The following is a 25,206-nucleotide window of genomic DNA, read 5'->3' as shown; positions in this document are numbered from 1 at the left end:
CGTGTCCGCGCGTACGCCGGTGGTGGCGCGGGCGGTGCGTCCGGAGCGGGTGCCGTTGTCGTACGCGCAGCAGCGGCTGTGGTTCCTGCACCAGTTCGAGCCCGGCAGCGCCCTCTACAACATCCCCGTCGCCCTGCGCCTGACCGGCACCCTCGACCACGACGCCCTGCGCGCAGCCCTCACCGACGTCACCACACGCCACGAGGCCCTGCGCACCCTCTACGCCCAGGACGACCAGGGCGCGCACCAGGTCATCCTCACCCCCGACCGGGCCACCCCCCTCTTCGAGGTACGAAACGTCACCGAAGCCGACCTCGATGCCGCCGTGGCCGCCACGGCCGCCCGGGGCTTCGACCTCACCCGCGACCTGCCCCTGCGCACCACCCTCTTCCGCCTCGACGCGACCGAGCACGTCCTGCTGCTCGTCGTGCACCACATCGCCGCCGACGGCTGGTCCCTCACCCCCCTCGCCCGGGACCTCACCACCGCCTACAGCGCCCGCACCACCGGCCAGGCACCCACCTGGGCACCCCTCCCGGTCCAGTACGCCGACCACACCCTCTGGCAGCGTGACGTCCTGGGCACCGAGGACGACCCCGACTCCGTCCTGAGCAAGCAGCTCGCCTACTGGACGCAGAACCTGGCCGGCCTCCCGGCCGAGCTGGACCTGCCCACCGACCGGCCGCGGCCCGCCACCCCGTCCCACCAGGGCGGCACCGTAACCTTCACCATCCCCGCCGACCTGCGCGAACGCATCGAGACGCTGGCCCGGCAGGAACAGGCCAGCACCTTCATGGTCCTCCAGGCCGCCCTCGCCGTCCTCCTCTCCCGCCTCGGCGCCGGCACCGACATCCCCATCGGCTCACCCATCGCCGGACGCACCGACGACGCCGTCGAAGACCTGGTCGGGTTCTTCGTCAACACCCTCGTCCTGCGCACCGACCTCACCGGCAACCCCACCTTCACCGAACTCCTCACCCGCGTACGCGAAACCGACCTCGCCGCCTACGCCCACCAGGACATCCCCTTCGAACGCCTCGTGGAAGCCGTCAACCCCGAACGCTCCACCAGCCGCCACCCCCTCTTCCAGACGGCACTCAGCTGGAACGACGACGAGGAGCGGCGTGCGCTCTCCGCGGTCGGTGGGATGCGGGGGCTGGAGGTCTCGGCCGTGGGTGCCTCGTTGGGCGCGGCCAAGTTCGACCTGCTCTTCTCCTTCGGCGAGGCGGTCGACGGGTACGCCGGACGGATCGACTACAGCACCGATCTGTTCGAGGAGGACACCGTCCGTGTCCTGGCCGAACGGACGGTACGAGTGCTCGACGCCCTGGTGTCGGACGTCGGCCGGCCCGTGGGGGAGACGGTCGTGCAGGGCGAGGAGGAACTGCGCCGGACGCTCGTCGAGTGGAACGCGACCGAGGTCCCGGGCCGGGAGCGGACCCGTGCCTCGCTGCCGGACCGCTTCGAGGCTCAGGTCGCCCGCACGCCGGACGCCGTGGCTGTCGTCTGTGAGGGCGCCGAGGTCACGTACGCGGAGCTGAACGGCCGGGCCAACCTCCTCGCCCACCGACTCGTCGGGCTCGGGCTGGGGCCGGAGTCCCGGGCGGGCGTCCTCATGGAACGCTCCGTTGACCTGATCGTGGCGCTGCTGGCGGTGGCCAAGGCGGGCGGCGTGTACGTGCCGCTGAGCGAGGCCTACCCGGACGACCGGATGCGCTGGATCCTCGACAGCACCGGGGCGGAGGTCCTGCTCACCGACCGCGCGCTGCGTACCCGGGCGGAGTCGGTGCGTCAGGCGATACCCCTCCTGACGGCCGACACCGCCGACACCGTCGAGACCACGGAAGGGGGCGGGGACCGCTTCGGCCTCGGCCTGGACATCCAGCCCGACCGTCTCGCGTACGTGATGTTCACCTCGGGGTCCACGGGTGAGCCCAAGGGCGTCGCCGCGACCCACGCCGACGTGACGGCACTGGCCGAGGACTCGCGCTGGCTGGACGGCGTGGTGGACCGGGTGCCGCTGCACTCGCCGCACGCCTGGGACGGTTCGACGTTCGAACTGTGGGCGCCCCTGCTGAGCGGCGGACGGGTCGTGGTCGCTCCACCGGGCGACCTGGACATCGAGACGCTGAGCCGCATCATCGTGGAACAGCGGATCACCGCCCTGTTCCTGACGACGGGGCTCTTCCGGGTGCTCGCCCAGGAGCACCCCGAGTGCCTGGCGGACGTCCGGCAGGTGTGGACGGGTGGCGACCTGGCCTCCGCGAGCGCGATGCGCAGGGTGATGGAACACTGCCCCGGCGTCCGCGTCGTCCACGTGTACGGTCCGACCGAGGCGACGACGTTCTCGACCTGCCACGTGGTCACCCCCGCCGATGTCGGGGCGGCGTCCGCCGGTGTCCCGATCGGCGGGCCCATGGACAACACCCGGCACTACGTCCTGGACGAGCGCCTGCGTCCCGTGCCGGTGGGCGTGCGGGGCGAGCTGTACATCGCGGGTGCCGGGCTGGCCCGCGGCTACTGGGGGCGGCCCGGTCAGACGGGCGAGCGGTTCGTCGCCGACCCCTTCGGTGCTCCGGGCGCGCGCATGTACCGCACCGGTGACGTGGTCCGCTGGAACGGCGCCGGCCGGGTGGAGTTCCTCGGCCGTGCGGACAGCCAGGTCAAGGTCCGCGGCTTCCGCATCGAACTGGCCGAGATCGAGGCCGCGTTCGCCGCGCATCCGTCCGTCACCGAGGTCGCCGTCGTCGTGCGCGAGGACCGTCCCGGGGACAAGCGGCTCGTGGCGTACGTCGTGCCGGCCGCGGACGGCAGTGCGGACACGCTCCGCGACCACCTGGCCGGGGCACTGCCCGACTACATGGTCCCGCGGGCCGTCGTGGAACTGGACGCCCTGCCGCTGACGTCCGTCGGAAAGCTCGACCGCGCGGCGCTGCCGGTGCCCGAGTTCACGACGGAGGCCGGCCGTGCGCCGCGCACCGAGCGGGAGGAGACGCTGTCCCGGCTGTTCGCCGAGGTGCTCGGCGTGCCGGAGGTCGGGGTCGACGACGGGTTCTTCGACCTGGGCGGCGACAGCATCATGTCGATCCAGCTGGTCAGCCGCGCCCGCAAGGCGGGGCTGGTGCTGTCGCCCAAGGACGTCTTCGAGCGCCGCACCGTGGCCGCCCTCGCCGCGGCCATGGAGGACGGCGCCGGGGCCGTGGCGGCCGAGCAGCCGGGCGCCGGTGTGGGGCCGCTGCCGATGACGCCGATCATGCACTGGCTGCGCGAACGCGGCGGTGCCATCGACCGCTTCAACCAGTCGACCGTGCTGCGGGTGCCGGCGGGACTGCGGCTGGAACCGCTGCTCACGGCGGTGCAGGCACTGCTCGACCACCATGACGCGCTGCGCATGCGGGTGTCCGAGGCCCCCGAGTCCGGGGCGCTGAGCTGCGAGGTCGCGGAACCCGGACGCATCCGAGCCGAGACGGTGACCCGTCGGGTGGAGGCGGCCGGTCGGGACGCGGACGGGTTCGAGCGGACCTGGACGGCCGAGGCCCGGGCGGCCGTGGAACGACTGGACCCGGAACACGGGATCATGCTCCAGGCGGTGTGGTTCGACCGGGGGCCGGCGGAGCACGGAAGGCTGCTGCTGGTGGTCAACCACCTGGTGGTCGACGGGGTGTCGTGGCGGATTCTGCTGCCCGACCTGAAGGAGGCGTACGAGGCCGCGGAGCGGGGCGGGAAGCCCCGCCCCGAGCCCGTGGGAACCTCGCTGCGCCGCTGGGCCCTGCGGCTGCGGGACGCGGCCCGGACACCGGACCGCGTCGCGGAGGCCGACTTCTGGGCCCGGGCACTGAACACCCCGGAGCCGTTCGTCGGGTCGGGGCCGCTGGACCCCAAGCAGGACACGCACCGTACCGCCGGCCGGGTCGAGATGGTCCTGCCCGAGGACGTGACCGTCCCGCTGCTGACCAGGGTGCCCGCCGTCTTCAACGCCGGCGTCAACGACGTGCTGCTGGCGGCGTTCGCCTGGGCCCTGGACGAGTGGCGCGGCCGGGAGGGGCAGACGTCGTTCCTGGTCGACCTGGAGGGCCACGGACGGGTCGAGGAGACCGTCGAGGGCGCCGACCTGTCGCGCACCGTCGGCTGGTTCACCAGCATGTATCCCGTACGGCTCGCCCCCGGCGCCTACGACCGGGCCGACGCCCGGGCGGGCGGTCCGGCCGCGGGCACGGTACTCAAGCGGATCAAGGAGCAGCTGCGTGCCGTGCCCGGCTCGGGCATGGGATACGGCCTCCTGCGCTACCTCAACCCGGTCACCGGGCAGCGGCTCGCCGCCGGGCAACGGCCCCAGCTCGGCTTCAACTACCTGGGGCGGTTCGCGACCGACGGCGTCGAGGACGCCGTCTGGGCCCCCGAACGAGGGGTGGCGGGCCCGGCCGGCGAGGCGGACACCGCTCCGCTGTCGCACGTGGTCGAGCTGAACGCCCACACCGCCGACGGCCCCGAGGGCGGCCGGCTGGTGGCCGGCTGGACCTGGGCCCAGCGACTGGTGGCGGACGACTCCGTCATGGAACTCGGCCGACTGTGGTTCGAGGCGCTGCGAGCCCTGGTCCGGCACGCCGAGACCCCGGAGGCGGGTGGGCTGACGCCGTCGGACGTGGCCCTGGAGGAGATCACCCAGGAGGAGATCGACGAGTTCGAGGACCTGCTGTAGCCGGGCCGCGCGGCCCGGCACACGCGGGCGGCGCGGCACACAGGCGGTAGGCGCGGCCGGCACGGAAGGGCCCGTACGGGACACACCCCGCACGGGCCCTTCCGCTTGCCCGCGGCCCGCGCTGCCCTCCCGTACGGGCACGACGAAGGTGCCGACCGCACCCGGCCGCTCTCTGTCGAAAGTCGTAGAGGCACTCTGTCGTTGGACGGAAGACCAGGTCAGCGCCGGGACCGTACCGTCATCGACATGAACGGACCCCTGAGGACGGACTGGCCATGATCACCTTGCGCGCAGTGACGAAGCAGTACGGCACCGCCGTGGCCGTGGACGGCCTGAACCTGGACATCGCGCCCGGGAAGGTGACCGGCTTCCTCGGCCCGAACGGCGCCGGCAAGTCCACCACCATGCGCATGATCATGGGTCTGGACAATCCCACCTCGGGCGAGGCGCTGATCAACGGCAAGCCCTACGCGGCCCTCAAGCACCCCCTGCGTGAGGTCGGCGCGCTGCTGGACGCCAAGGCACTGCACCCGGGGCGGAGCGCGCACAGCCACCTGCTGGCCATGGCGCGCAGCAACGGGATCTCCCGTCAGCGGGTGGACGAGGTCCTGGAGATCGTCGGTCTGGAGAAGGTGGCCAAGAAGCGCTCCGGCTCCTTCTCCCTGGGCATGGGGCAGCGGCTGGGCATCGCCAGCGCCCTGCTCGGCGATCCGGAGATCCTGCTGTTCGACGAGCCCGTCAACGGCCTCGACCCGGACGGCGTGCGCTGGGTGCGCGAGCTGATGCGCTCACTGGCCGAAGAGGGCCGTACGGTCTTCGTGTCGAGCCACCTGATGAGTGAGATGCAACTCACCGCCGACCACCTCGTGGTCATCGGCCGGGGCAAGCTCCTCGCCGACGACACCATCGACCGTGTCATCGCGCGCAGTTCGCTCACCGCGGTCCGGGTGCGCACCCCGGACGGCGACGGCATGGACAACCTGGTCGGGCGCCTGGAGGCCCAGTCGCTCCAGGTGCAGCGCCACGAGGAGCACGAGATCCTCGTCTCCGGGGTCTCCGTCGAGACGATCGGTGACCTGGCCTACCAGCTCGGCATCAGGCTCCACGAACTGCGCGTCGTCGAGGCCTCGTTGGAGGAGGCCTACATGGAGATGACCGCCAACAGCATCGAGTACAAGTCGCCCAAGCCCGCCGCCGTGGGCGCGGTGCCCCTTCAGGAGCAGCAGGAAGTCGAGGCCTGAGTCATGGCAAGCACAACCGTGAGCACGCGTGCGTCCCAGGCGTCCGTGCAGCAGGGTGGCGGTGGCACGTGGGGAGCGGTGGCCGCGGAGTGGACCAAGCTCTGGTCGGTGCGGGCCACCTGGTGGTGCCTGGCCGGCTCCGTCGTCCTGATGGGCATCTTCGCGCCGGGGCTGGGCGTCAGCATCGCGAACAGCTACCGCAGCGACGGTGAGAACGTCGACATCCCCATCGCCCACCCGATGGTCCTGGCCGTGAACATGGTGCAGTTCGCCGTCGTGGCGCTCGCCATGCTGGCGATCACGGCGGAGTACTCCACGGGCAGCATCCGCACCTCGTTGCAGTGCGTGCCGGTGCGCGGTCGCATGCTCTTCGCCAAGTCCGCCGTCGCCGCACCCGTGATGTTCGTGGTCGGGACGCTGCTGGCGCTCGTCGGGACCGTCACCACCGCACCCCTGCTGTTCGAGTACGCCGACTCCGACCTGGGCAAGGCGGTGCCGACCATCGTCTGCACCGGTGTCTACGTGGCGCTGATGGGCGTCTTCGCCATCGGTATCGGAGCCGCGATCCGCAGCGCCGTGGGCACGCTCACGACCGTGTTCATGATCCTCGCGGGACTGCCCGGAGCGCTGGCACTCTCCAGCAGCGACTTCACGAAGAAGATCATGGACTACCTGCCCTCCACCGCGGGCCAGCACCTGATGGACGGTGACGCGGAGCCGTACGGACGGATGGGCGCACTCCTCGTCGTCCTCGTGTGGGTGGCCGCCGCCCAGGTGGCCGGCTACCTGGTCCTGCGCAGGCGGGACGCCTGAGCCGATGGCGGCGACTGTCTTCCCCCGTCAGTCGCCGCCATCTTCCCGCCTCCCGGCCCGGGCCGGGAGGCCATTCCTGCATTCGCGCTGACTGCCACGTTCCGTTTCTCTATCATCAGATCTCTTCCTGTGCAAGGCCCTTTAGTACCGACTGAAGGTCCACCCGCGCTACCGTGTTCGATTCGGACGCGTTACTTTGGGAACTACTGCCCTGGGCCGGTCGCATATTGGCCGCACGGATTTGGCGTTCGCGAAGCCGAGCGGTCCGGGTGATATGGTCTGAGGTTGCGTGATCTGGCTAGCGTAGTGGGGGAACGATGCAGCGGATACGTTTGAACGGCGAGAGTGTCGAAAATGTACGCATGATGACCACTCTGGGACCTGTCTCAGAAGCGATATTCTCCGTTCGCCAGATGGGCGGCAGAAGCGAGACGGGGTTCCGGGAGTGGGAGGAGCAGGTGTCCGACCGGCTCCGGTCCGGTCGGCTCGACCTCGGCGTCATCTCCGCTCTGCGCCGGACCTCGGACCTGACCTGGCTGCTTGCCGGCGAGGGCAACGCCGCGGCCGAAGAACGGCTGTTGCCGCAAGGGCTCAGACGGGGCGACGTCCGCTCCGCGATCGAGCGGTACACCGACGCGTCGGTCGGCCCCTACTGGCCCCAGATGCTGGTGCGCCTGGGCGCCGAGCGCGAGGAGCGGATGCGCAGAGCGCCCGAGGGGGGCGAGAGCCTGCTGAATTCGCTGCACCCGGAAATCAGCTGGAAACGACCCTATCTGGAAATACCCGGGGGCGAGGAAGGCGAGATCGAGGTCAACGGAAAGGGGCTCCTGATAGCTCCTTCCATCTTCCTCGGATCACGGCCCGCGGTGTTTTTGCCTAATGTTGGAGGAACCAGCGAATTGCCGGTCCTCGTTTTCTCCGTTCGCCTCGCTCCCGCCGAGACGCGTTCCCTGTGGACGGCCCAGGGAAAGGACGCCGAGGCGTTGGACGCGCTTATGGGACGCACCCGCGCCCAACTGCTCAGGCTGACCCTGATCGGCGGTACCACCAGTGAACTCGCGCGCCGCGTGGGCACTTCCGCGGCGGCCGTCAGCCAGCACACGGGCATACTGCGCAACGCTGGCCTGATCCGTTCCGAACGTGACCGGAACACGGTCATCCACCGCATCACCGGTCTCGGCAGAGCCGTTCTGAACGGGAAATTCCAGGCGTCACACGCGCAGCCGGAAACGATGACCCTCGCCAACGCGGGCGGCGGCCGGGAGACCCGCGTCCCCCGGCAGCGGCAGTCCTTCGCCGTCGGCCGCAAGAGACCCCTCTCCGCGCCCCTCCAGGTGGCGGACGGCGGCCTGGCCTGTCGGGTCTCCTGAACGACCGCACCCCGCGTGAGCGCGACGCACGGCCGTGAGCGGGAGACACGGCCGGGGCGCGACACGCGGACGAAAGAAAGTGACGACGCACGGACGAGTGGGGGGTGGAGGCCGTACGGAACGGTCTCCACCCCCCACTCGTCCGTGCGCGCGTCTACGTCCCCTGGCCGCCCGGCCAGTCCGCCAGCCGCACCGTCCAGCCGCCCAGGCGCAGTTCGTCCGCCAGGACGGCGGCCCGGCCCGGCAGCACCGCCAGCCGGGCCCGGCCCATGAGCCGGTCGGAGGAGTGCTCCATGTCGATGTCCTCGATGTTCACGCCGGCCTTGGCCGCGTCCGCGAACAGCCGCGCCAGCTCTCCCGGGCTGTCGCCCACCGACACCTCGACGGCCGCGAAGTGCGCGTCCGGCACCCCGTGTTTGCCCGGAATGCCGTTCCGTCCGTCCACTCCCCGCTGGAGCAGCTCGGACAGCACCACCGCCCCGCCACCCGCGGCACCGTCCTGCCGCTCGACCCGCCGCAGCGCCTCCGCCACGCCCAGCGCGTCGGCGGCCAGCGCCTCCAGCACCTCGGCCACCGGGCCGGCGTTCGCGGACAGGATGTCCGTCCACAGGGCGGGGCTGCCCGCCGCGGTCCGGGTGACGTCCCGCAAGCCCTGACCGGCCAGCCGCAGGGCGGACTCGCTGCCCTCCAGCAGCCGCGCCGCCGTCAGGCTGGCCACCAGATGCGGCACGTGCGAGACGAGCGCCACCGCACGGTCGTGCGCCTCCGCGTCCAGCAGCACCGGCGTGGCACCGCACAGGGACACCAGTTCCAGGGCGCAGTTGAGCGCCGGATCACCGGTGCGCTCCGAGGGGACGAGCACCCACGGCCGGCCCTCGAAGAGGTCCCCCCGTGCCGCCAGGGGGCCGGACCGCTCCCCGCCCGCCAGCGGATGCCCGCCCACGAACGAGGTCAGCTCGCAGCCCAGCGCCTCGACCTCCTGGCCCGGCAGGCACTTCACGCTGGCCACGTCCGTGTAGAAGCGGGCCGTCCCGCGCTTCTGCAGATCCGCCAGGACCGGCGCCACCTGCACGGGCGGAACGGCCAGCACCGCCACGTCCGCGCACTCGGACGGCTCCCGGGCCCGGCCCGCGCCCAGCGCCTCCGCCGTACGCGTCGCCGTGGGGTCGCTGTCGAGCAGATAGGTGTCGACCCCCCGCCGCCGCAGTGCCAGCGCGACCGACGTACCGACCAGACCCGTCCCCACTATGACCGCAGTACGCATAGGACACCCCAACTCCCGGCCGCGCGGGCCCGGCGTCGATCCGATGCCACGTCAGCCCAGTCGCTGCGTGACGAGGGCCGCGAACCGCTCCAGCCCCAGGTCGATCTGAGCGCCCGTCACCAGGCTGTAGGACAGGCGGATCTGGCGGGCCGCCGCCGGGTCCGAGCTGAAATAGCACATCGGTGTCCACAGGACCCCGTAGTCGCGGGCCGAGGTCTCCAGCAGCTTCTCGTCCGCCTCGAACGGCACGGTCACCACCAGGAAGAAGCCTCCCCGCGGCACGTTCCACCGGACCCCGGTGCCACCGCCGGGCGGGAAGTGCCGCTCCAGGCCGGCGAGCAGCCGCTCCAGGTTCCCCCGGTACACCGCGATCTCCCGCTCGTTCGCGCCGTACAGGTCGCAGCCGTGGGCCAGGAGCTTCCCCCCGATCACCGCCTGGGCGATCGGCGACGTGTTCACCGTCACCATGCTCTTGATCTTCGACAGCTGGTCGGCCAGCGGGCCGACGGAACCGCCGGCGTCCGCCACCGACTGGTCGGCGACGACGTAACCGATCCGGGCGCCGGGCAGACCCGTCTTCGCGAACGACCCCAGGTAGATCACCCTGCGCCGCTCGTCGAGCGCCTTCAGCGTGGGCAGCCGCACCCCGTCGGCGCTGAAATAGCCGTACGGGTTGTCCTCCAGCAGCAGCAGGTCCTCCCGCTCCGCCAGATCCAGCAGGGCGTGCCGGGTCTCCAGGTCGAGGCTGACCCCCGACGGGTTGGAGAAGTCCGTCACCAGGTAGCAGGCCCGGGGCCGCAGCCCGCGCGCCCGCGCGTCCCTCACCACCGCCGTGAGGCTCTCCAGGTCCACGCCACGGGGCCCGCCGTCCACCTCGAGGACGGGCATGTCGACCAGAGCGGCCGCACCCGTCAGGCCCACGTAGCGCGGCGACACCGTGAGGACCACGTCCCGCTCGTCGGAGCGCAACGCCCGCAGCACCAGGAACATGGCCTCCTGGCACCCGACGGTCACCACGACCGCCTCGGGGTCGACCACGACGCCCTCGTCCACCTCCAGGTGCCGGGCGACCAGCTCGTGCACGATGCCCTTGGTACGCCCGTACTGGAGCAGGGTGCGGCGGACCTGGTCCTCGTCGAACCCCTTGTCCTCCCTGAGGTACCGCTCGAAAAGCCGCAGGTAGTCGTGGACCTGGGAGGTGTCCCAGAAGCCCTCGAACGGGCGGCCGGGCGCGAACGACACCGCGTCCGGGAACCGCTGCGCGATCTCGTTGAGGAAGTTCATCGAGCTGAGCGCCTCGTCCTCGAGCGAGCCGTGCAGCGCCGAGGTGTGCAACTGCGCCGTCCGGCCGGCCCCCGCCCCGCCGTCGTCCGCCTGCTCCACCCGCTCCGCCTGCTCCATCGACTGTGCCCGCTCCGTCCGTTCCGCCACCTCCCGGATCACCGCCTCCCGGATCACCGCCACACCGTCCCCTCGCCGACATCCGGACGATCGTGCGACGCCCCGCGCAGCACGCGAAGCCGCCGTGCCTCGGCCACCCCGGAGCAGCCCGCCAGCCCCAGGGCGTCGCGGAACTCCTCCGCCAGCAGCCCGAGCACCCCGCGGGCCCCCTCGGTGCCACCGGCGGCCAGCCCCCACAGCAGCGGGCGCCCGACGAGCACTCCGCTCGCCCCCGAGGCCAGCGCCTTCAGCACGTCGGTGCCGCTGCGGACACCGCTGTCCAGCAGCACCTCGCACCGCCCGGCCACCTCGGCGCACACCGCTTCCAGCACGTCGGCGCTCGCCACCGCGCCGTCCAGCTGCCGTCCGCCGTGGTTGGAGACCACCACGGCGTCCGCCCCGGCCTCGGCGGCCCGCGCCGCGTCCGCCGGGTCGAGCAGCCCCTTGACGATGAGCGGCAGCCGGGTACGCCGCCGCAGCTCCTCCAGGTCCGACCAGCTCAACGACGGGTCGAACGCCGTGCTCGTGTGCGCCGCCAGCGCCGAGCCGCCCGGACTCGCCCGGTGCGCCTCGGACGCCGTACCCGTCGTGAAGTTGGCGGCCACGACGTCGTCCGGCAGCGCGAAGCCGTTGCTCATGTCACGCAGCCTGCGGCCCATCCACGGCACGTCCACCGTGAGCATCACGGCGGCGCAGCCGGCCGCCTCGGCCCTGAGTACCAGGTCGAACGAGAGGGCACGGTCCCGCAGCCAGTACAGCTGGAACCAGGTGATCGCCCCGACCGCCGCGACCCGCTCCAGCGGGAAGCTGCTCAGCGTCCCGACGGTGAAGGGGACACCCGCCTCCTTCGCGGCGGCCGCCGCGGCCAGCTCCCCCCGCGGGTGCACCAGCTTCTGGTACCCGATCGGCGCGGTGGCCACCGGCATGGCGACCCGCCGCGACAGCAGCGTCGTGCCGGTGTCGCACCCCGACACGTCCCGCAGCGCCCGCGGCACGACCCGGATCCGGTCCAGGGCGGCACGGTTGTCGGCGAGTGTGCGCTCCGCCCCGCTGCCGCCCGCCACGAAGTCCCGGACCCCGTGCGGAAGCACGGCGGCGGCCGCGCGCTCGACGTCGTCCAGGCACAACGGCACCCCGGCCGACCGGCCCTCCGCGGCGCCCGCACGGTCCGTACCGCCCGCGGTGCCCGCGGTGCCCGCGGTGCCCGTTGGCCGCGCGGTGGGCGCGAGGCTCCGGGCCGTCACCTGGACCAGCCGTTCTCCCGATGCCGTTCCAGCTCCACGGCCTCGTACAGCGCCTTGATGTTGGACGAGCCGAACGTCTCGGCGCCGAGCCGCTCGATGACCTCGAAGAACAGGGTCCGCCGCGCGTGCGTCGAGCGCGTGAAGATCTGGAACAGCTGACCGCCGTGGTCCTCGTCGACGAGGATGTTCAGCTCGCCCAGCTCCGCGAGGTCGTGCTTGCGCAACCGCACCCGCTGGCCCAGCAGTTCGTAGTAGGTCGCCGGGGTGGTGAGGAACTCCACGCCTGCCCCGCCCAGCGTGCGGACCGAACGGGCGGCGTCGTCGCTGGAGAAGGCGATGTGCTGGACGCCCGCACCGTCGTGGTTCTTGAGGAACTCGTCGATCTGACCGGCGTCGGCCACCGGGTCCGGCTGGATGACCGTGAACGTGATGTCCCCGGACCGGCTCTGCACCACCTTCGACAGCATCGCCTGGGTGCCGACGACGATGCGCTCCTCGAAGATCTCCCGGAAGCCCAGGGCCTGCCGGTAGAACGCGATGGTGTCGTCCAGCTCGCCGATGTTCACGCACACGGCGAAGTGGTCGATCTCGACGAGCCCGGGGAGGTCCGCCGAGGGCCGGCCCTCTCCCGGTTGCGGCCCGTCCACCGCGGCGTCGACCGGTACGAAGCCCTCGGGGAGCCCCGAGGGGTCCTCCTCGGCCCGCTGCACCAGGGAGTGCACGACGTCGCCGAAGCCGGACACCGTCGCGGTGACGACCACGCCGGGTCCGTCGTGGTGCACCGGCCGCGCCAGCGGACGGGCACCGTTGCGCACGGCGTGGTCGAAGACCGCCGCCACGTCCGGGGCGCGCAGGGCGATGCGGGCCACGCCGTCCCCGTGCGAGTGGACGTAGGCGGCGGCCGGGTGCTCGTCCGAGGTGCTCTCCGTCAGCACCAGGAGGATCCGGCCCTGACGCAGGGCGGCGCTGCGGAATCCCTCCGCGGGGGACCCCGCGGTACCGACGACGGTGAAGCCGTAACCGCCGGTCCAGTCGGCGACCTTGCGGTCGAGGTCCTCGACGTAGAGTTCCACGTGGTCCAGCCGGAGATCCTCCACGGGCGCGTCGTCGTGGAGGGCGGTGTCGAGGCCGGTGTTCGGAGCATGGGTCATAGCGACGGAATTCCTGTTCTTCCGGTACGGAGCGGGCAGGAGGCACGGGCCGTCGGCGCGCGCCGACGACGCCGGGCCGGGGCCGAGGCCGGGGGAGGCCCGGGCGGGGCGGTACCCGGGACGCGTCAGTCGGACATCGCGACCAGGATGCGGCGCGGCCCGGTGAACGGACGCCGGCCGTGCGCCACCAGCACGTTGTCGATCAGCAGAAGGTCCCCGGTGCGCCAGTCGACGTCCACCGCGGCGTCGAGCCCCTTGTCGCGCACCTCGATGACGTACTCGGCCGGGATCGGGCTGCCGTCGGCGAACCGGACGGACTGCGGCAGCTCCTCCTCGGGCAGGATCTGGGCGAGTTCGGCGGCCATGTCGTCACCGAGCGCGGCCGGATGCCACTGGTCGGACTGGTTGAACCACACCTCCGCGCCCGTCACCGGGTGGCGCACCGTGGACGGCCGCACCTGCGTCACCCGCAGACCGCCGTCCCCCAGCCACTCCCACTCGGCCTCCGTGCCCTTGAGGAAGACCTCTACATCGGCCCGGTCGTCGGTCTCGAACGTGTCCTGCCAGCTCTTGCCGAGCCCGGCCCCGCCGTGCAGGTTCTGCGTGTAGCGCACGCCCCCGGCGAACGCCTCCCGGACCTCGGGCGCCAGCGACTCCAGCCAGGTCACCCCGTCGACGACCGGCGTGGCTCCACCGGTGGTGGGCTCGTGCGCCGCGAAGAAGAGCAGCCGCGACGGCCAGGCGTACGCGTACGACAGCTCGTTGTGCATGGAGATGGTCAGCTCCGACGGGTATTCCGTCGAGGTGTACACATTGCTCCCCACCTTGCTGCGCGGCGAGTTGCCGTGCACATAGGCGAGCCGGTTGGGCAGCAGGGGATCCATCACGGAATCCAGCGTGCCGTCGTCCACCCGGAAGCCGCGGAAAACCAGAGCCTTCTCGCGGACGAGCATCTCGCCGACCCGCTCCGTGTCACTCACGAATTCGGCGAGCCCCGCGGGCGTCGCCGCGACACCCGCGCTCTCCGGCGTGATCTCGAGGGGCCGCCAGTCGTGCTGTTGAGTCATCAGATCTCGATTCGGGATTCGCCCGTACGCGATAACCGCACGGGGCTGCTGGACAGGAATCGGAAGTGCCGGTTCTCAATGAGCCGGAATGTCGGGGACCTGACGGAAGAACTCCACGACGCTCTTGTTGACGGAGTCCGGATCCTCCAGGTACCCGAAGTGACCGCACCCGGGTATCTCTTCGAACGAGGCACCCGGAATCGCCTCGGCGACTTCCCGCCCCAGACCCGGCGGCGTCACCAGGTCGTCCTGGAAAGCGATGACATGACAGGGCACGTTGATCGCCCGGTAGGCATCGAGACGCGCCGGCACGGGATCGAGGGTCATGTGGACCCGCTCCCCGGGTCCGGAACCGGACGTCGCCTCCAGGACATCCAGCCAGTCGCCGACGGCGGTGTCGTCCGCGAGGGTACGCGGGGACAGGTTACGCATGGCCTGGACCACCGCGTCGAACCGCGGGGGCAGCGTCGTCCCGGAGTCGTAGAGCGCGATCTCCGCCGCGGTCAGCGCCCGCCGCATGGCGTCCACCCGCCCCCTGGTGGCCATGAGAACCGCCTGGCGCACCAGTTCGGGCCGCGCCAGCGCCAGTTCCTGCACCACGTACGCCCCCATGGACGTGCCCACCAGGCGGCACGCGCCGAGCCCGAGGTGTTCGATCAGGCCCGCGAGGTCACGCACGAGGTCGTGCACCGTGAACCCCTCGGCGCAGACATCGGTCGGCGGGATCCCGCGGTTGTCGAACGTGATGACCCGGTGGCCCGCGTCCCTCAGGGCCGGCACCTGGTGCAGATGCCAGGCACGCCCGGAGGCGCCGGATCCCATCACCAGGACGACGGGCTCACCGGGACCACCGGAGTCGTCGTAGTTCAGGTTGATTCCGTTGACGGACACGATGGGCATGGGGCGTTCCTCCGGCGTGGGTCAGTGGTGTCGATGGCGTCCGGGCCGCGGCGTGGACCGGGCTCACGCGTCCCATTCCGCTTGCAGGCGGTCCAGCTCCTCCTGGCTGAGACCGGTGAGCGGCGCGTCCGCCTCGAAGTCGGCGACCACCGGAGCGGCCGCGTCGAAGCGCGCGTTCGCTGCCAGCACGGCCACGGTCCTGTGCTCGAACACGTCCCGCACGGTGAACGAGGCGCCTTCGCTCCGTGCCTGCGCCACGAGTTGCAGCGAACGGATGCTGTCGCCGCCGAGGTCGAAGAAGTCGTCGTCGATGCCGACCCGTCCCAGGCCCAGGACATCGGCGACGATGCGGCAGAGGACTTCCTCGTGCGGGGTACGGGGTCCGCGCGTCGACGTGCTCACGCCGTCCCAGTCGGGGTCGGGGAGGGCTTTGCGGTCGAGTTTGCCGTTCGCGGTCAGCGGGAGTGCGTCGAGCGTGACGAAGGCAGCCGGGATCATGTAGGCGGGCAGGGTGCGGGCGAGGTGGGCGCGGAGGTCGTCGGGAGTGACCGTCTCGCCGGTGGTGTAGGCGATGAGTCGTTCGTCGCGGACGATGACCGCTGCACGTGCGACTGCCGGGTGGGTGGTGAGCAGTGCCTCGATCTCGCCGAGTTCGATGCGGTGGCCGCGGACCTTGACCTGGTCGTCGGCGCGGCGCAGGTAGGTGAGGTGGCCGTCGGGGGTCCAGCGGACCACGTCGCCGGTGCGGTACATGCGGGTGCCGGCGGGTCCGTGGGGGTCGGCGATGAAGCGTTCCGCGGTGAGGCCGGGGCGCGACTGGTATCCGCGGGCCACGCCTTCGCCCGCGATGTACAGCTCGCCCGGCACACCCACCGGGACGGGCTGGAGGTGGTCGTCGAGGACGTAGACGCGGGTGTTGGCCAGCGGCTGTCCGATGGTCACCGGCGCACCCGTGGTGAGGGTGGTCGCGGTGGACCAGATCGTCGTCTCGGTGGGCCCGTAGACGTTGGTGACCTGGGCGGCCACCTCGGTGAGCCGGTCGGCGAGGTCGGCGGGCAGTGCTTCACCACCGGCGAGGACTCGCACACCGGCCAGCGCGGCGGCGGCGTCCGCGTCGGCGGTCACCGACCGCCACAGGCTCGGCGTGGCCTGCATGACGGTGACCTGCTCGTCGGTGAGGAGTGCACGCAGCTGGTCGGGGTCGTGGACGACTCCCGCGGGAGCCACGACGACGGCCGCGCCGGCGGTCAGCGGTGCGAACAGCTCCAGTCCGGCGATGTCGAATCCGACGGTCGTGACCGCCAGCAGCCGGTCCTCGCGGGTGAGCGGGATGCGCCCCCGCATGTCGGTGAGGAGGTTCGCCAGCGCACCGCGCGAGATGACCACACCCTTCGGGCGGCCCGTCGACCCCGAGGTGTAGAGGACGTAGGCGGCCTGGTCGGGGCGGGTGTCGACGGGCAGGTGCGTAACAGGGTGGGGCTCGCGCTCCCGCACGCCGTCCAGCCACTCCTCGTCGATGACGAGGACGGGCCGGGTCTCCTCGCGCATGAAGGTGAGTCGGTCGGCGGGGAAGTCGGCGTCCAGCGGCAGGTACGCACCACCCGTCTTCAGTACTGCCAGCAGCACCGTGACCAGGTCGGTCGTTCGCGGCAGCATCACCGCCGCGTACCGTTCCGGGCCCATTCCGGCCTGGACCAGGTGTCGGGCGAGTCGGTCGCTGCGGGCGTCGAGGTCGGCGTAGGAGGTGGTGGTGTCGTCGTGGACGACGGCGGGTGCGTCGGGGGTGTGGGTGGCGTGGGTGCGGAGGCGGTGGATGAGGTCGTGGTCGTCGGTGGTGGGTGTGGTGGTGCCGTTGACCCAGGTGGTGAGGAGGGTGTGCTGTTCGTCGGTGTCGAGGACCGGGGTGTGGCCGATCCGGGTGTCCGGTGCGGTGAGGACGGCGTCGAGGATCTGCACGAACCGGCGGCTGAGCAGCTCGGCACTCTCCTGGTCGAAGAGGTCCGCGCTGAACTCCAGCACGGCGTCGATGCCCGCCGCGCCGCCCAACTCCGCATAGGACAGCGACAGGTCGTACCGCGACGTACCCGTGCTGCTCGGCTGGTGCGCCGCCTTGAGGTCCCCGAACTCCACAGTTCCCGTGACCGCCGAGGTCAGCACGTTGGGATTGAGCATGGTCTGGAAGAGGGGGTGGCGGCTGGTGGAGCGTTCGGGGTTGACGGCTTCGACGAGGCGTTCGAAGGGGATGTCCTGGTGGGCGTAGGCGGCGAGGTCGGTTTCGCGTACGCGGGTGAGGAGTTCGGTGAAGGTGGGGTTGCCGGTGAGGTCGGTGCGCAGGACGAGGGTGTTGACGAAGAAGCCGACCAGGTCTTCGACGGCGTCGTCGGTGCGTCCGGCGATGGGTGAGCCGATGGGGATGTCGGTGCCGGCGCCGAGGCGGGAGAGGAGTACGGCGAGGGCGGCCTGGAGGACCATGAAGGTGCTGGCCTGTTCCTGCCGGGCCATCCGCGTGATGCGGGTGTGGAGTTCGGCGGGGATGGTGAAGGTGACGGTGCCGCCCTGGTGGGACGGGGTGGCGGGCCGGGGCCGGTCGGTGGGGAGGTCCAGCTCGGCCGGGAGGTCCGACAGTGCCCGCTCCCAGTAGGCCAGTTGGCGGTTGATAGCTGCTTCGGGGTCGTCCTCGGTGCCCAGGAGCTCGCGCTGCCACAGGGTGTGGTCGGCGTACTGGACCGGCAGCGGTGTCCAGGATGGTTCGCGTCCGGCCACCCGGGCCGTGTAGGCGGTGGTGAGGTCCCGGGCGAGGGGGGTGAGGGACCAGCCGTCGGCGGCGATGTGGTGCACGACGAGCAGCAGGACGTGGTCGGTCTCGTCGAGGCGGAAGAGGGTGGTGCGCAGGGGCAGGTCGCGGGTGAGGTCGAAGCCCCGGGCGGCCGTGGCGGCCACGGCCGCGTCGAGGTCGGCTTCGGTGACGTCCCGTACCTCGAAGAGGGGGGTGGCCCGGTCGGGGGTGAGGATGATCTGGTGGGCGCCTTGGTCGTCCTGGGCGTAGAGGGTGCGCAGGGCTTCGTGGCGTGTGGTGACGTCGGTGAGGGCTGCGCGCAGGGCGTCGTGGTCGAGGGTGCCGGTCAGGCGCAGGGCTACGGGGATGTTGTAGAGGGCGCTGCCGGGCTCGAACTGGTGCAGGAACCACAGCCGCTGCTGCGCGTACGACAACGGCACCCGCTCCGGACGCCGCCGAGCGGTGACAGCCGTCCTCGCCTCACCTGCGCCCGCGAGGGCGTGGGCCAGGCCCACGACGGAGGGTGCTTCGAACAGGGCGCGCACCGACAGCTCCACTCCGAGAGCCGTACGGATACGCGACACCAGCCGCGTCGCCAGCAACGAGTGACCGCCCAGGTCGAAGAAGCTGTCGTCGATGCCGACCCGCTCCAGGCCCAGGACGTCCGCGAAGAGGTGGCAGAGGACTTCCTCGTGCGGGGTACGGGGTCCGCGCGCCGACGCGTGCACGCCGTCCCAGTCGGGGTCGGGGAGGGCCTTGCGGTCGAGTTTGCCGTTCGCGGTCAGCGGCAGTGCGTCGAGCGCGACGAACGCGGACGGCACCATGTAGGCGGGCAGCGACTGCGCGAGGTGTCGGCGCAGTTCCTGTGAGGAGACCGTCTCGCCGGTGGTGTAGGCGATGAGTCGTTCGTCGCGGACGATGACCGCTGCACGTGCGATCGCCGGGTGGGTGGTGAGAAGTGCCTCGATCTCGCCGAGTTCGATGCGGTGGCCGCGGACCTTGACCTGGTCGTCGGCGCGGCGCAGGTAGGTGAGGTGGCCGTCGGGGGTCCAGCGGACCACGTCGCCGGTGCGGTACATCCGCGTCCCCGCCGGACCGTACAGGTCGGCGACGAAACGCTCAGCGGTCAGACCCGGGCGCGACTGGTATCCACGGGCCACACCCTCACCCGCGATGTACAGCTCACCCGGGACACCTGCTGGGACGGGCTGGAGGTGGTCGTCGAGGACGTAGACGCGGGTGTTGGCCAGCGGCTGTCCGATGGTCACCGGCGCACCCGTGGTGAGGGTGGTCGCGGTGGACCAGATCGTCGTCTCGGTGGGCCCGTAGACGTTGGTGACCTGAGCGGCCACCTCGGTGAGCCGGTCGGCGAGGTCGGCGGGCAGCGCTTCACCACCGGCGAGGACTCGCACACCGGCGAGCGCGGCGGCGGCGTCCGCGTCTGTGGTCACCGACCGCCACAGACTGGGCGTGGCCTGCATGACGGTGACCCGCTCGTCCATGAGCAGCGCACGCAGCTGCTCGGGCTCGTGCACCACACCTGACGGAGCCACGACCACAGCCGCGCCCGCCGTCAGCGGTGCGAACAGCTCCAGTCCGGCGATGTCGAATCCGACGGTCGTGACCGCCAGCAGCCGGTCCTCGCCGGTGAGCGGGATGCGCCCCCGCATGTCGGTGAGGAGGTTCGCCAGCGCACCGCGCGAGACGACCACACCCTTGGGACGGCCCGTCGACCCCGAGGTGTACAGCACGTACGCGGCCAGCGCAGGATCGACCGAAGCAGGCAGCGATGTCCCCGCAGCCGGCTCACGCTCCCACGCCCCCTCCAGCCACTCCTCGTCGATGACCAGGACGGGCCGGGTCTCCTCGCGCATGAACGCCAGCCGCTCCACGGGGAAGTCGGCATCCAACGGCAGATACGCACCACCCGTCTTCAGTACTGCCAGCAGCACCGTGACCAGGTCGGTCGTTCGCGGCAGCATCACCGCCGCGTACCGTTCCGGGCCCATTCCGGCCTGGACCAGGTGTCGGGCGAGTCGGTCGCTGCGGGCGTCGAGGTCGGCGTAGGAGGTGGTGGTGTCGTCGTGGATGACGGCGGGTGCGTCGGGGGTGTGGGTGGCGTGGGTGCGGAGGCGGTGGACGAGGTCGTGGTCGTCGGTGGTGGGTGTGGTGGTGCCGTTGGCCCAGCGGGTGAGGAGGGTGTGCTGTTCGTCGGTGTCGAGGACCGGGGTGTGGCCGATCCGGGTGTCCGGTGCGGTGAGGACGGCGTCGAGGATCTGCACGAACCGGCGGCTGAGCAGCTCGGCACTCTCCTGGTCGAAGAGGTCCGCGCTGAACTCCAGCACGGCACGCACGCCGCCTGATCGACCACCGTCCGGGGCTTCGAGTTCCTGCATGGCGAGCAGCAGGTCGAACTTCGACACCGCCCCCTCGGCGTCCACCGGGCGCGCCGTCAGACCGGGGAACCGACCGGCGGTCGCGACGGCTGCCGGGTCGACGTTCTGGAGGGAGAGCATGGTCTGGAAGAGGGGATGGCGGCTGGTGGAACGCTCGGGGTTGACGGCTTCGACGAGGCGTTCGAAGGGGATGTCCTGGTGTGCGTATGCGGCGAGGTCGGTTTCCCTGACGCGTGCCAGAAGCTCCGTGAAGGTGGGGTTGCCGCTCAGGTCGGTGCGCAGGACGAGGGTGTTGACGAAGAACCCGACCAGGTCCTCGACCGCGTCGTCCGTCCGCCCCGCGATGGGCGAGCCGATCGGGATGTCGGTGCCCGCTCCCAGTCGTGACAGGAGTACGGCCAGTGCGGCCTGGAGGACCATGAAGGTGCTGGCCTGTTCCTGCCGGGCCAACTGCGTGATGCGGGTGTGGAGTTCGGCGGGAATGGTGAAGGTGACGGTGCCGCCCTGGTGGGACGGGGTCGCGGGCCGGGGTCGGTCGGTGGGCAGGTCCAGCTCGGCCGGGAGACCCGACAGGGTCTGCGTCCAGTAGGCGAGTTGCGTGCTCAGGACGGAGTCGGGGTCGTCCTCGGTGCCCAGGACGTCGCGTTGCCACAGGGTGTGGTCGGCGTACTGGACCGGCAGCGGTGTCCAGGACGGTTCGCGTCCGGCCACTCGGGCTGTGTAGGCGGTGGTGAGGTCCCGGGCGAGCGGGGTCAGCGACCAGCCGTCGGCGGCGATGTGGTGCACGACCAGCAGCAGGACGTGCTCGGTCGCGTCGAGGCGGAAGAGGGTGGTGCGCAGGGGCAGGTCGCGGGTGAGGTCGAAGCCCTGGCCCACGGCGTCGGCCAGCTCGCCGGCGAGCCGGTCCTCGGTGACGTCCCGTACCTCGACGTTCGGGGTGGCCCGGTCGGGGGTGAGGATGACCTGATGGGCACCGTGCTCGTCATCCGCGTAGAGGGTGCGCAGGGCCTCGTGGCGTGCGGTGACGTCGGCCAGGGCGGCGCGCAGGGCGTCGTGGTCGAGGGCGCCGGTCAGGCGCAGGGCGACGGGGATGTTGTAGAGGGCGCTGCCGGGCTCGAACTGGTGCAGGAACCACAGCCGCTGCTGCGCGTACGACAACGGCACCCGCTCCGGACGCACCGCCCGCGCCACCACCGGACGGCCCGTCCGGCCGGCGACCGTCATCAGCCTGGCGAGGCCGGCGACCGTCGGGTTGTCGAACATGTCGCGCACCGACAGCGTCATACCGAGCGCCGAACGAGCGCGTGCCAGCAGCCGGATGGCGAGCAGTGAGTGTCCGCCCAACTCGAAGAAGTCGTCCTCCCGGCCGACCTCCTCGACACCGAGCACGTCGGCGAACAGTCGGCCGAGGACCTCTTCCCACGGGTTGTGGGCCTTCTGGACGGGAGCGGTGGGCTCGCGCTCCTCCATCGGTACCGGGAGCGCGCCGCGGTCCAGCTTCCCGTTCGCGGTCAGCGGCAGTGCGTCGAGCAGGACGAACGCGGACGGCACCATGTAGTCGGGCAGGCTCTCCGCGAGGTGCGCGCGCAGGGTCGCCGCGGTCGGGGCGGACTGTCGGCCGGTGCCCGGGACGACGTAGGCGACGAGACGCTTGTCCCCCGAGCCGTCCTCCGCGAGGACCACCGCCGCCTGGTGCACGCCGGCCGTGCCCACCAGCACCGATTCGATCTCACCCAGCTCCAGTCGGTAGCCGCGCAGCTTGACCTGCTGGTCGGCGCGGCCCACGTACCGCAGCTGTCCGTCCTTGCCCCACAGGGCGAGGTCGCCGGTGCGGTACATGCGGGAGCCGGAGCCGCTCGCGTCGAACGGGTCGGCCACGAACCGTTCGGCGGTCATGTCCGGGCGCCCCAGGTAACCGCGCGCCAGGCCGGTGCCGGCGATGTAGAGCTCGCCCGGGACGCCGACCGGTACGGGTTGCAGGTGCGCGTCCAGGACGTAGGCCCGGGTGTTCCAGAACGGTCGCCCGATCGGCACCGGTCCCGACGGCGTCGGAGCACCCGGTTCGAGTGTGTAGTCGGTGCAGTTGACGGTGGCCTCGGTCGGGCCGTAGGCGTTGACGACCGTCACGTCGGGGTGCCGTGCGCGCCACTCGGCCAGGTTCTCGCCGAGCAGCTGCTCACCCCCGAGGATGAGCGTGCCGGTCGGCGAGACGGTGTCCGGGAGGGAGCCCAGCAGCGCCAGGTGACTCGGCGTGGCCTTCATGAAGGTCGGCCGGGCGGAGGTGTCCGCGCCGCCCGACTCGTCCTTGAGGTCGGCCAGGCGGACCCGCCCGCCCGAGACCAGCGGGGTGTACAACGCGGTCACGGTCAGGTCGAAGGCGATGCGGGAGTGGAGCAGGGCCGTACCGGCGGCATCCTGGTAGACCTGCCGCGCGCGCTGGAGGTAGGCCCCCACCGAACGGTGCTCGACGACGACTCCCTTGGGGCGGCCCGTCGAGCCCGAGGTGTAGATGACGTACGCGGGGTCGTTCGGCAGGGGCAACCCACCGGGGCGTGACCCGCCCGTCGCCGTCCCGCCGAGGGAACCGAGCGCGTCACCCGATGCCTCGGCCAGTGCCCTCCTGGTCTCTTCGGCGTCCCACACGAGCACCTTGCGGTCGGGGGTCTCCGCCACGAGGCCGGACGACCGCTCGTCGGTGAGGATCAGCAAGGGGGCGGCGTCCTCGACCATGTAACGGACCCGCTCCGCCGGCTGGTCGAGGTCCAGGGGCAGATAGGCGCCTCCGGCCTTGAGCACGGCGAGGAGGCTCACGATGAGTTCCACGGAACGGGGGAGGGCCACCGCGACGAACCGCTCGGGGCCCACGCCGTACTCGGCCAGCAGACGAGCGAGGCGGTTGCTGCGCTGGTCCAGCTCCGCGTACGTGAGGGTGGTCTCCTCGAAGAGCAGCGCCTCGGCGTCGGGGGTACGGGCGACCTGGGCCGCGAACAGCTCGACCACACTTGCCGGATCGACGTCCCGTGCGGTGGCGTTCCAGGTCTCCAGCAGACGGCCGCGCTCGGCACCGTCCAGTACATCGATCCGGCCGACAGGCCGCTCGGGCTCGGTGACGGCGCCGCGCAGCACGCGCACGAAGCGCTGGGCGAGGGACTCCGCAGTGGCCGCGTCATAGAGATCCGCGCTGTACTCCAGCACGCCGCCGAGGCCCGAGTCCGCGTCGTACAGGCGGAGCAGCAGGTCGAACTTCGCGCCCTCGTCGGAGGTCGCCTCCGTGGAGACCGTGAGCCCCGGAAGCGCCAGCGCGGCCCCCGCGGAGGACCGGGGGTCCGCGTTCTGCACGACGAGGCGGACCTGGAAGAGGGGGTGCCGGTTGGCGGAGCGCTCGGGGTTGAGGGCCTCGACGAGGCGTTCGAAGGGGATGTCCTGGTGGGCGTAGGCGGCGAGGTCGGTTTCCCGGACGCGTGCCAGAAGCTCGGTGAAGGTGGGGTTGCCGGTGAGGTCGGTGCGCAGGACGAGGGTGTTGACGAAGAAGCCGACCAGGTCTTCGACGGCGTCGTCGGTGCGTCCGGCGATGGGCGAGCCGATCGGAATGTCCGTACCCGCACCCAGCCGGGAGAGGAGTACGGCGAGGGCGGCCTGGAGGACCATGAAGGTGCTGGCCTGTTCCTGCCGGGCCAGTGTCTCGATGCGTTCGCGCAGGTCGGCGGGGATGGTGAAGGTGACGGTGCCGCCCTGGTGGGACGGGGTGGCGGGCCGGGGCCGGTCGGTGGGCAGGTCCAGCTCGGCCGGGAGGCCGGCCAGGTTCTGCGTCCAGTAGGCGAGCTGCTTGCTCAGGACGGAGTCGGGGTCGTCCTCGGTGCCCAGGACGTCACGCTGCCACAGGGTGTGGTCGGCGTACTGCACCGGCAGCGGGGCCCAGGACGGCTCACGTCCGGCAACCCGTTCCGCGTACGCCGTGGTCAGGTCCCGGGCGAGGGGCGCGAAGGAGCCCTCGTCGGCGGCGATGTGGTGGACCAGGAGCAGCAGGACGTGCTCGGTCTCACCGAGACGGAACAGAGTGGTGCGCAGCGGCAGGTCACGGGTCAGGTCGAAGGCGTGCCCGGCCGCGTCGGCCAGCGCGTCCACGAGGCCCTCGCTCGTGACAGCGCGCACCTCGAAGAGGGGAGTGGCCTGGCCCGGAGTGAGGATGACCTGGTGGGCGCCGTGCTCGTCCTCCGCGTAGACGGTGCGCAGAGCCTCATGGCGTGCGCTGACGTCGGTGAGGGCGGCGCGCAGGGCGTCCTGGTCGAGGGTGCCGGTCAGGCGCAGGGCGATGGGGATGTTGTAGGTGGCGTTGGGGCCTTCGAGCTTGTGCAGGAACCACTGTCCCTGCTGGGCCGGCGACAACGGCACCCGCTCCGGACGCGGCTGAGCCGTTAGAGCCGCCCTCGCGTGGCCTGCGTCGGCAAGGGCTCGGGCGAGCCCCGCGACGGACGGGGTGTCGAAGAGGGCGCGTACCGGGACTTCGGCGTCGAGGGTGGTGCGGATGCGGGCGACGAGGCGGGTGGCGAGCAGGGAGTGGCCGCCCAGATCGAAGAAGCTGTCGTCGATACCGACCCGCTCCAGACCCAGGACGTCCGCGAAGAGATGGCAGAGGACCTCCTCCCGGTCATCGCGCGGACCACGCCCCGACGCCTCCACACCGTCGAACCGCGGGGTGGGCAGGGCCTTGCGGTCGAGTTTGCCGTTCGCGGTCAGCGGGAGTGCGTCGAGCGTCACGAACGCGGACGGCACCATGTACGCCGGCAACGACTGGGCAAGATGGGCCCGCAGCTCCTCCGCCGGGACCGGCTCGCCCGTGGTGTA

11 protein-coding genes are annotated in these 25,206 nt (G+C 71.6%); 4 read left to right on the top strand and 7 right to left on the bottom strand.

The window, feature by feature from the left end:
- The 4 genes from AC07FV_RS34490 to AC07FV_RS34475 form a co-directional block, all read left to right on the top strand.
- The coding region (locus AC07FV_RS34490) for an amino acid adenylation domain-containing protein (protein ID WP_479091681.1) at window positions 1–4,699 on the top strand (4,699 nt) is incomplete at its 5' end.
- 275 nt (window positions 4,700–4,974) lie between these two features.
- A complete protein-coding gene (locus AC07FV_RS34485; protein WP_356612913.1) occupies window positions 4,975–5,940 on the top strand; it encodes an ABC transporter ATP-binding protein in 966 nt (321 codons plus the stop codon).
- A gap of 3 nt (window positions 5,941–5,943) precedes the next feature.
- Window positions 5,944–6,753, top strand: a complete 810-nt coding sequence (locus AC07FV_RS34480; RefSeq protein WP_479091679.1) for an ABC transporter — start codon at window positions 5,944–5,946, stop codon at window positions 6,751–6,753.
- Window positions 6,754–7,115: 362 nt separating this feature from the next.
- Complete coding sequence (locus tag AC07FV_RS34475) at window positions 7,116–8,123, top strand: ArsR/SmtB family transcription factor (protein WP_479091677.1); 1,008 nt, start codon at window positions 7,116–7,118, stop codon at window positions 8,121–8,123.
- Window positions 8,124–8,277: 154 nt separating this feature from the next.
- Here AC07FV_RS34475 and AC07FV_RS34470 read toward each other — a convergent pair whose 3' ends face one another.
- The 7 genes from AC07FV_RS34470 to AC07FV_RS34440 form a co-directional block, all read right to left on the bottom strand.
- Window positions 8,278–9,387, bottom strand: a complete 1,110-nt coding sequence (locus AC07FV_RS34470) for a prephenate dehydrogenase (RefSeq protein WP_479091675.1) — start codon at window positions 9,385–9,387, stop codon at window positions 8,278–8,280.
- 51 nt (window positions 9,388–9,438) lie between these two features.
- On the bottom strand, window positions 9,439–10,851 hold the full coding sequence (locus AC07FV_RS34465; RefSeq protein WP_479091673.1) for an aminotransferase-like domain-containing protein: 1,413 nt from the start codon (window positions 10,849–10,851) through the stop codon (window positions 9,439–9,441).
- Complete coding sequence (locus AC07FV_RS34460) at window positions 10,842–11,960, bottom strand: alpha-hydroxy acid oxidase (RefSeq protein WP_479091683.1); 1,119 nt, start codon at window positions 11,958–11,960, stop codon at window positions 10,842–10,844. The genes AC07FV_RS34465 and AC07FV_RS34460 overlap by 10 nt, the downstream gene beginning before the upstream one ends.
- A 107-nt stretch (window positions 11,961–12,067) precedes the next feature.
- Window positions 12,068–13,222 (bottom strand): 4-hydroxyphenylpyruvate dioxygenase, encoded by a 1,155-nt coding sequence (hppD, locus tag AC07FV_RS34455; protein WP_479091671.1) that lies wholly within the window; start codon window positions 13,220–13,222, stop codon window positions 12,068–12,070.
- A gap of 125 nt (window positions 13,223–13,347) precedes the next feature.
- Window positions 13,348–14,289, bottom strand: a complete 942-nt coding sequence (locus AC07FV_RS34450) for a TauD/TfdA family dioxygenase (protein WP_479091669.1) — start codon at window positions 14,287–14,289, stop codon at window positions 13,348–13,350.
- Between the two features lie 75 nt (window positions 14,290–14,364).
- Window positions 14,365–15,189: an alpha/beta fold hydrolase gene (locus AC07FV_RS34445; RefSeq protein WP_479091667.1), complete on the bottom strand. Its 825-nt coding sequence runs from the start codon at window positions 15,187–15,189 to the stop codon at window positions 14,365–14,367.
- A 63-nt stretch (window positions 15,190–15,252) separates the two neighbouring features.
- Window positions 15,253–25,206 (bottom strand): non-ribosomal peptide synthetase (locus AC07FV_RS34440; RefSeq protein ID WP_479091665.1); only part of this gene is annotated, 9,954 nt, incomplete at its 5' end.

This window comes from Streptomyces sp. NPDC045956, from assembly GCF_056430705.1.
The sequence above is the reverse complement of the archived record's forward strand: the minus strand, read 5'-3'. Positions and strand labels throughout refer to the sequence as shown.

What these genes read in the sequence shown, in the direction of transcription:
- AC07FV_RS34485 (WP_356612913.1), top strand. Translation starts at nt 4,975, where the DNA reads ATGATCACCTTGCGCGCAGTGACGAAGCAGTACGGCACCGCCGTGGCC.
- AC07FV_RS34480 (WP_479091679.1), top strand. Translation starts at nt 5,944, where the DNA reads ATGGCAAGCACAACCGTGAGCACGCGTGCGTCCCAGGCGTCCGTGCAG.
- AC07FV_RS34475 (WP_479091677.1), top strand. Translation starts at nt 7,116, where the DNA reads ATGATGACCACTCTGGGACCTGTCTCAGAAGCGATATTCTCCGTTCGC.
- AC07FV_RS34470 (WP_479091675.1), bottom strand. Translation starts at nt 9,387, where the DNA reads ATGCGTACTGCGGTCATAGTGGGGACGGGTCTGGTCGGTACGTCGGTC.
- hppD (WP_479091671.1), bottom strand. Translation starts at nt 13,222, where the DNA reads ATGACCCATGCTCCGAACACCGGCCTCGACACCGCCCTCCACGACGAC.
- AC07FV_RS34450 (WP_479091669.1), bottom strand. Translation starts at nt 14,289, where the DNA reads ATGACTCAACAGCACGACTGGCGGCCCCTCGAGATCACGCCGGAGAGC.
- AC07FV_RS34445 (WP_479091667.1), bottom strand. Translation starts at nt 15,189, where the DNA reads ATGCCCATCGTGTCCGTCAACGGAATCAACCTGAACTACGACGACTCC.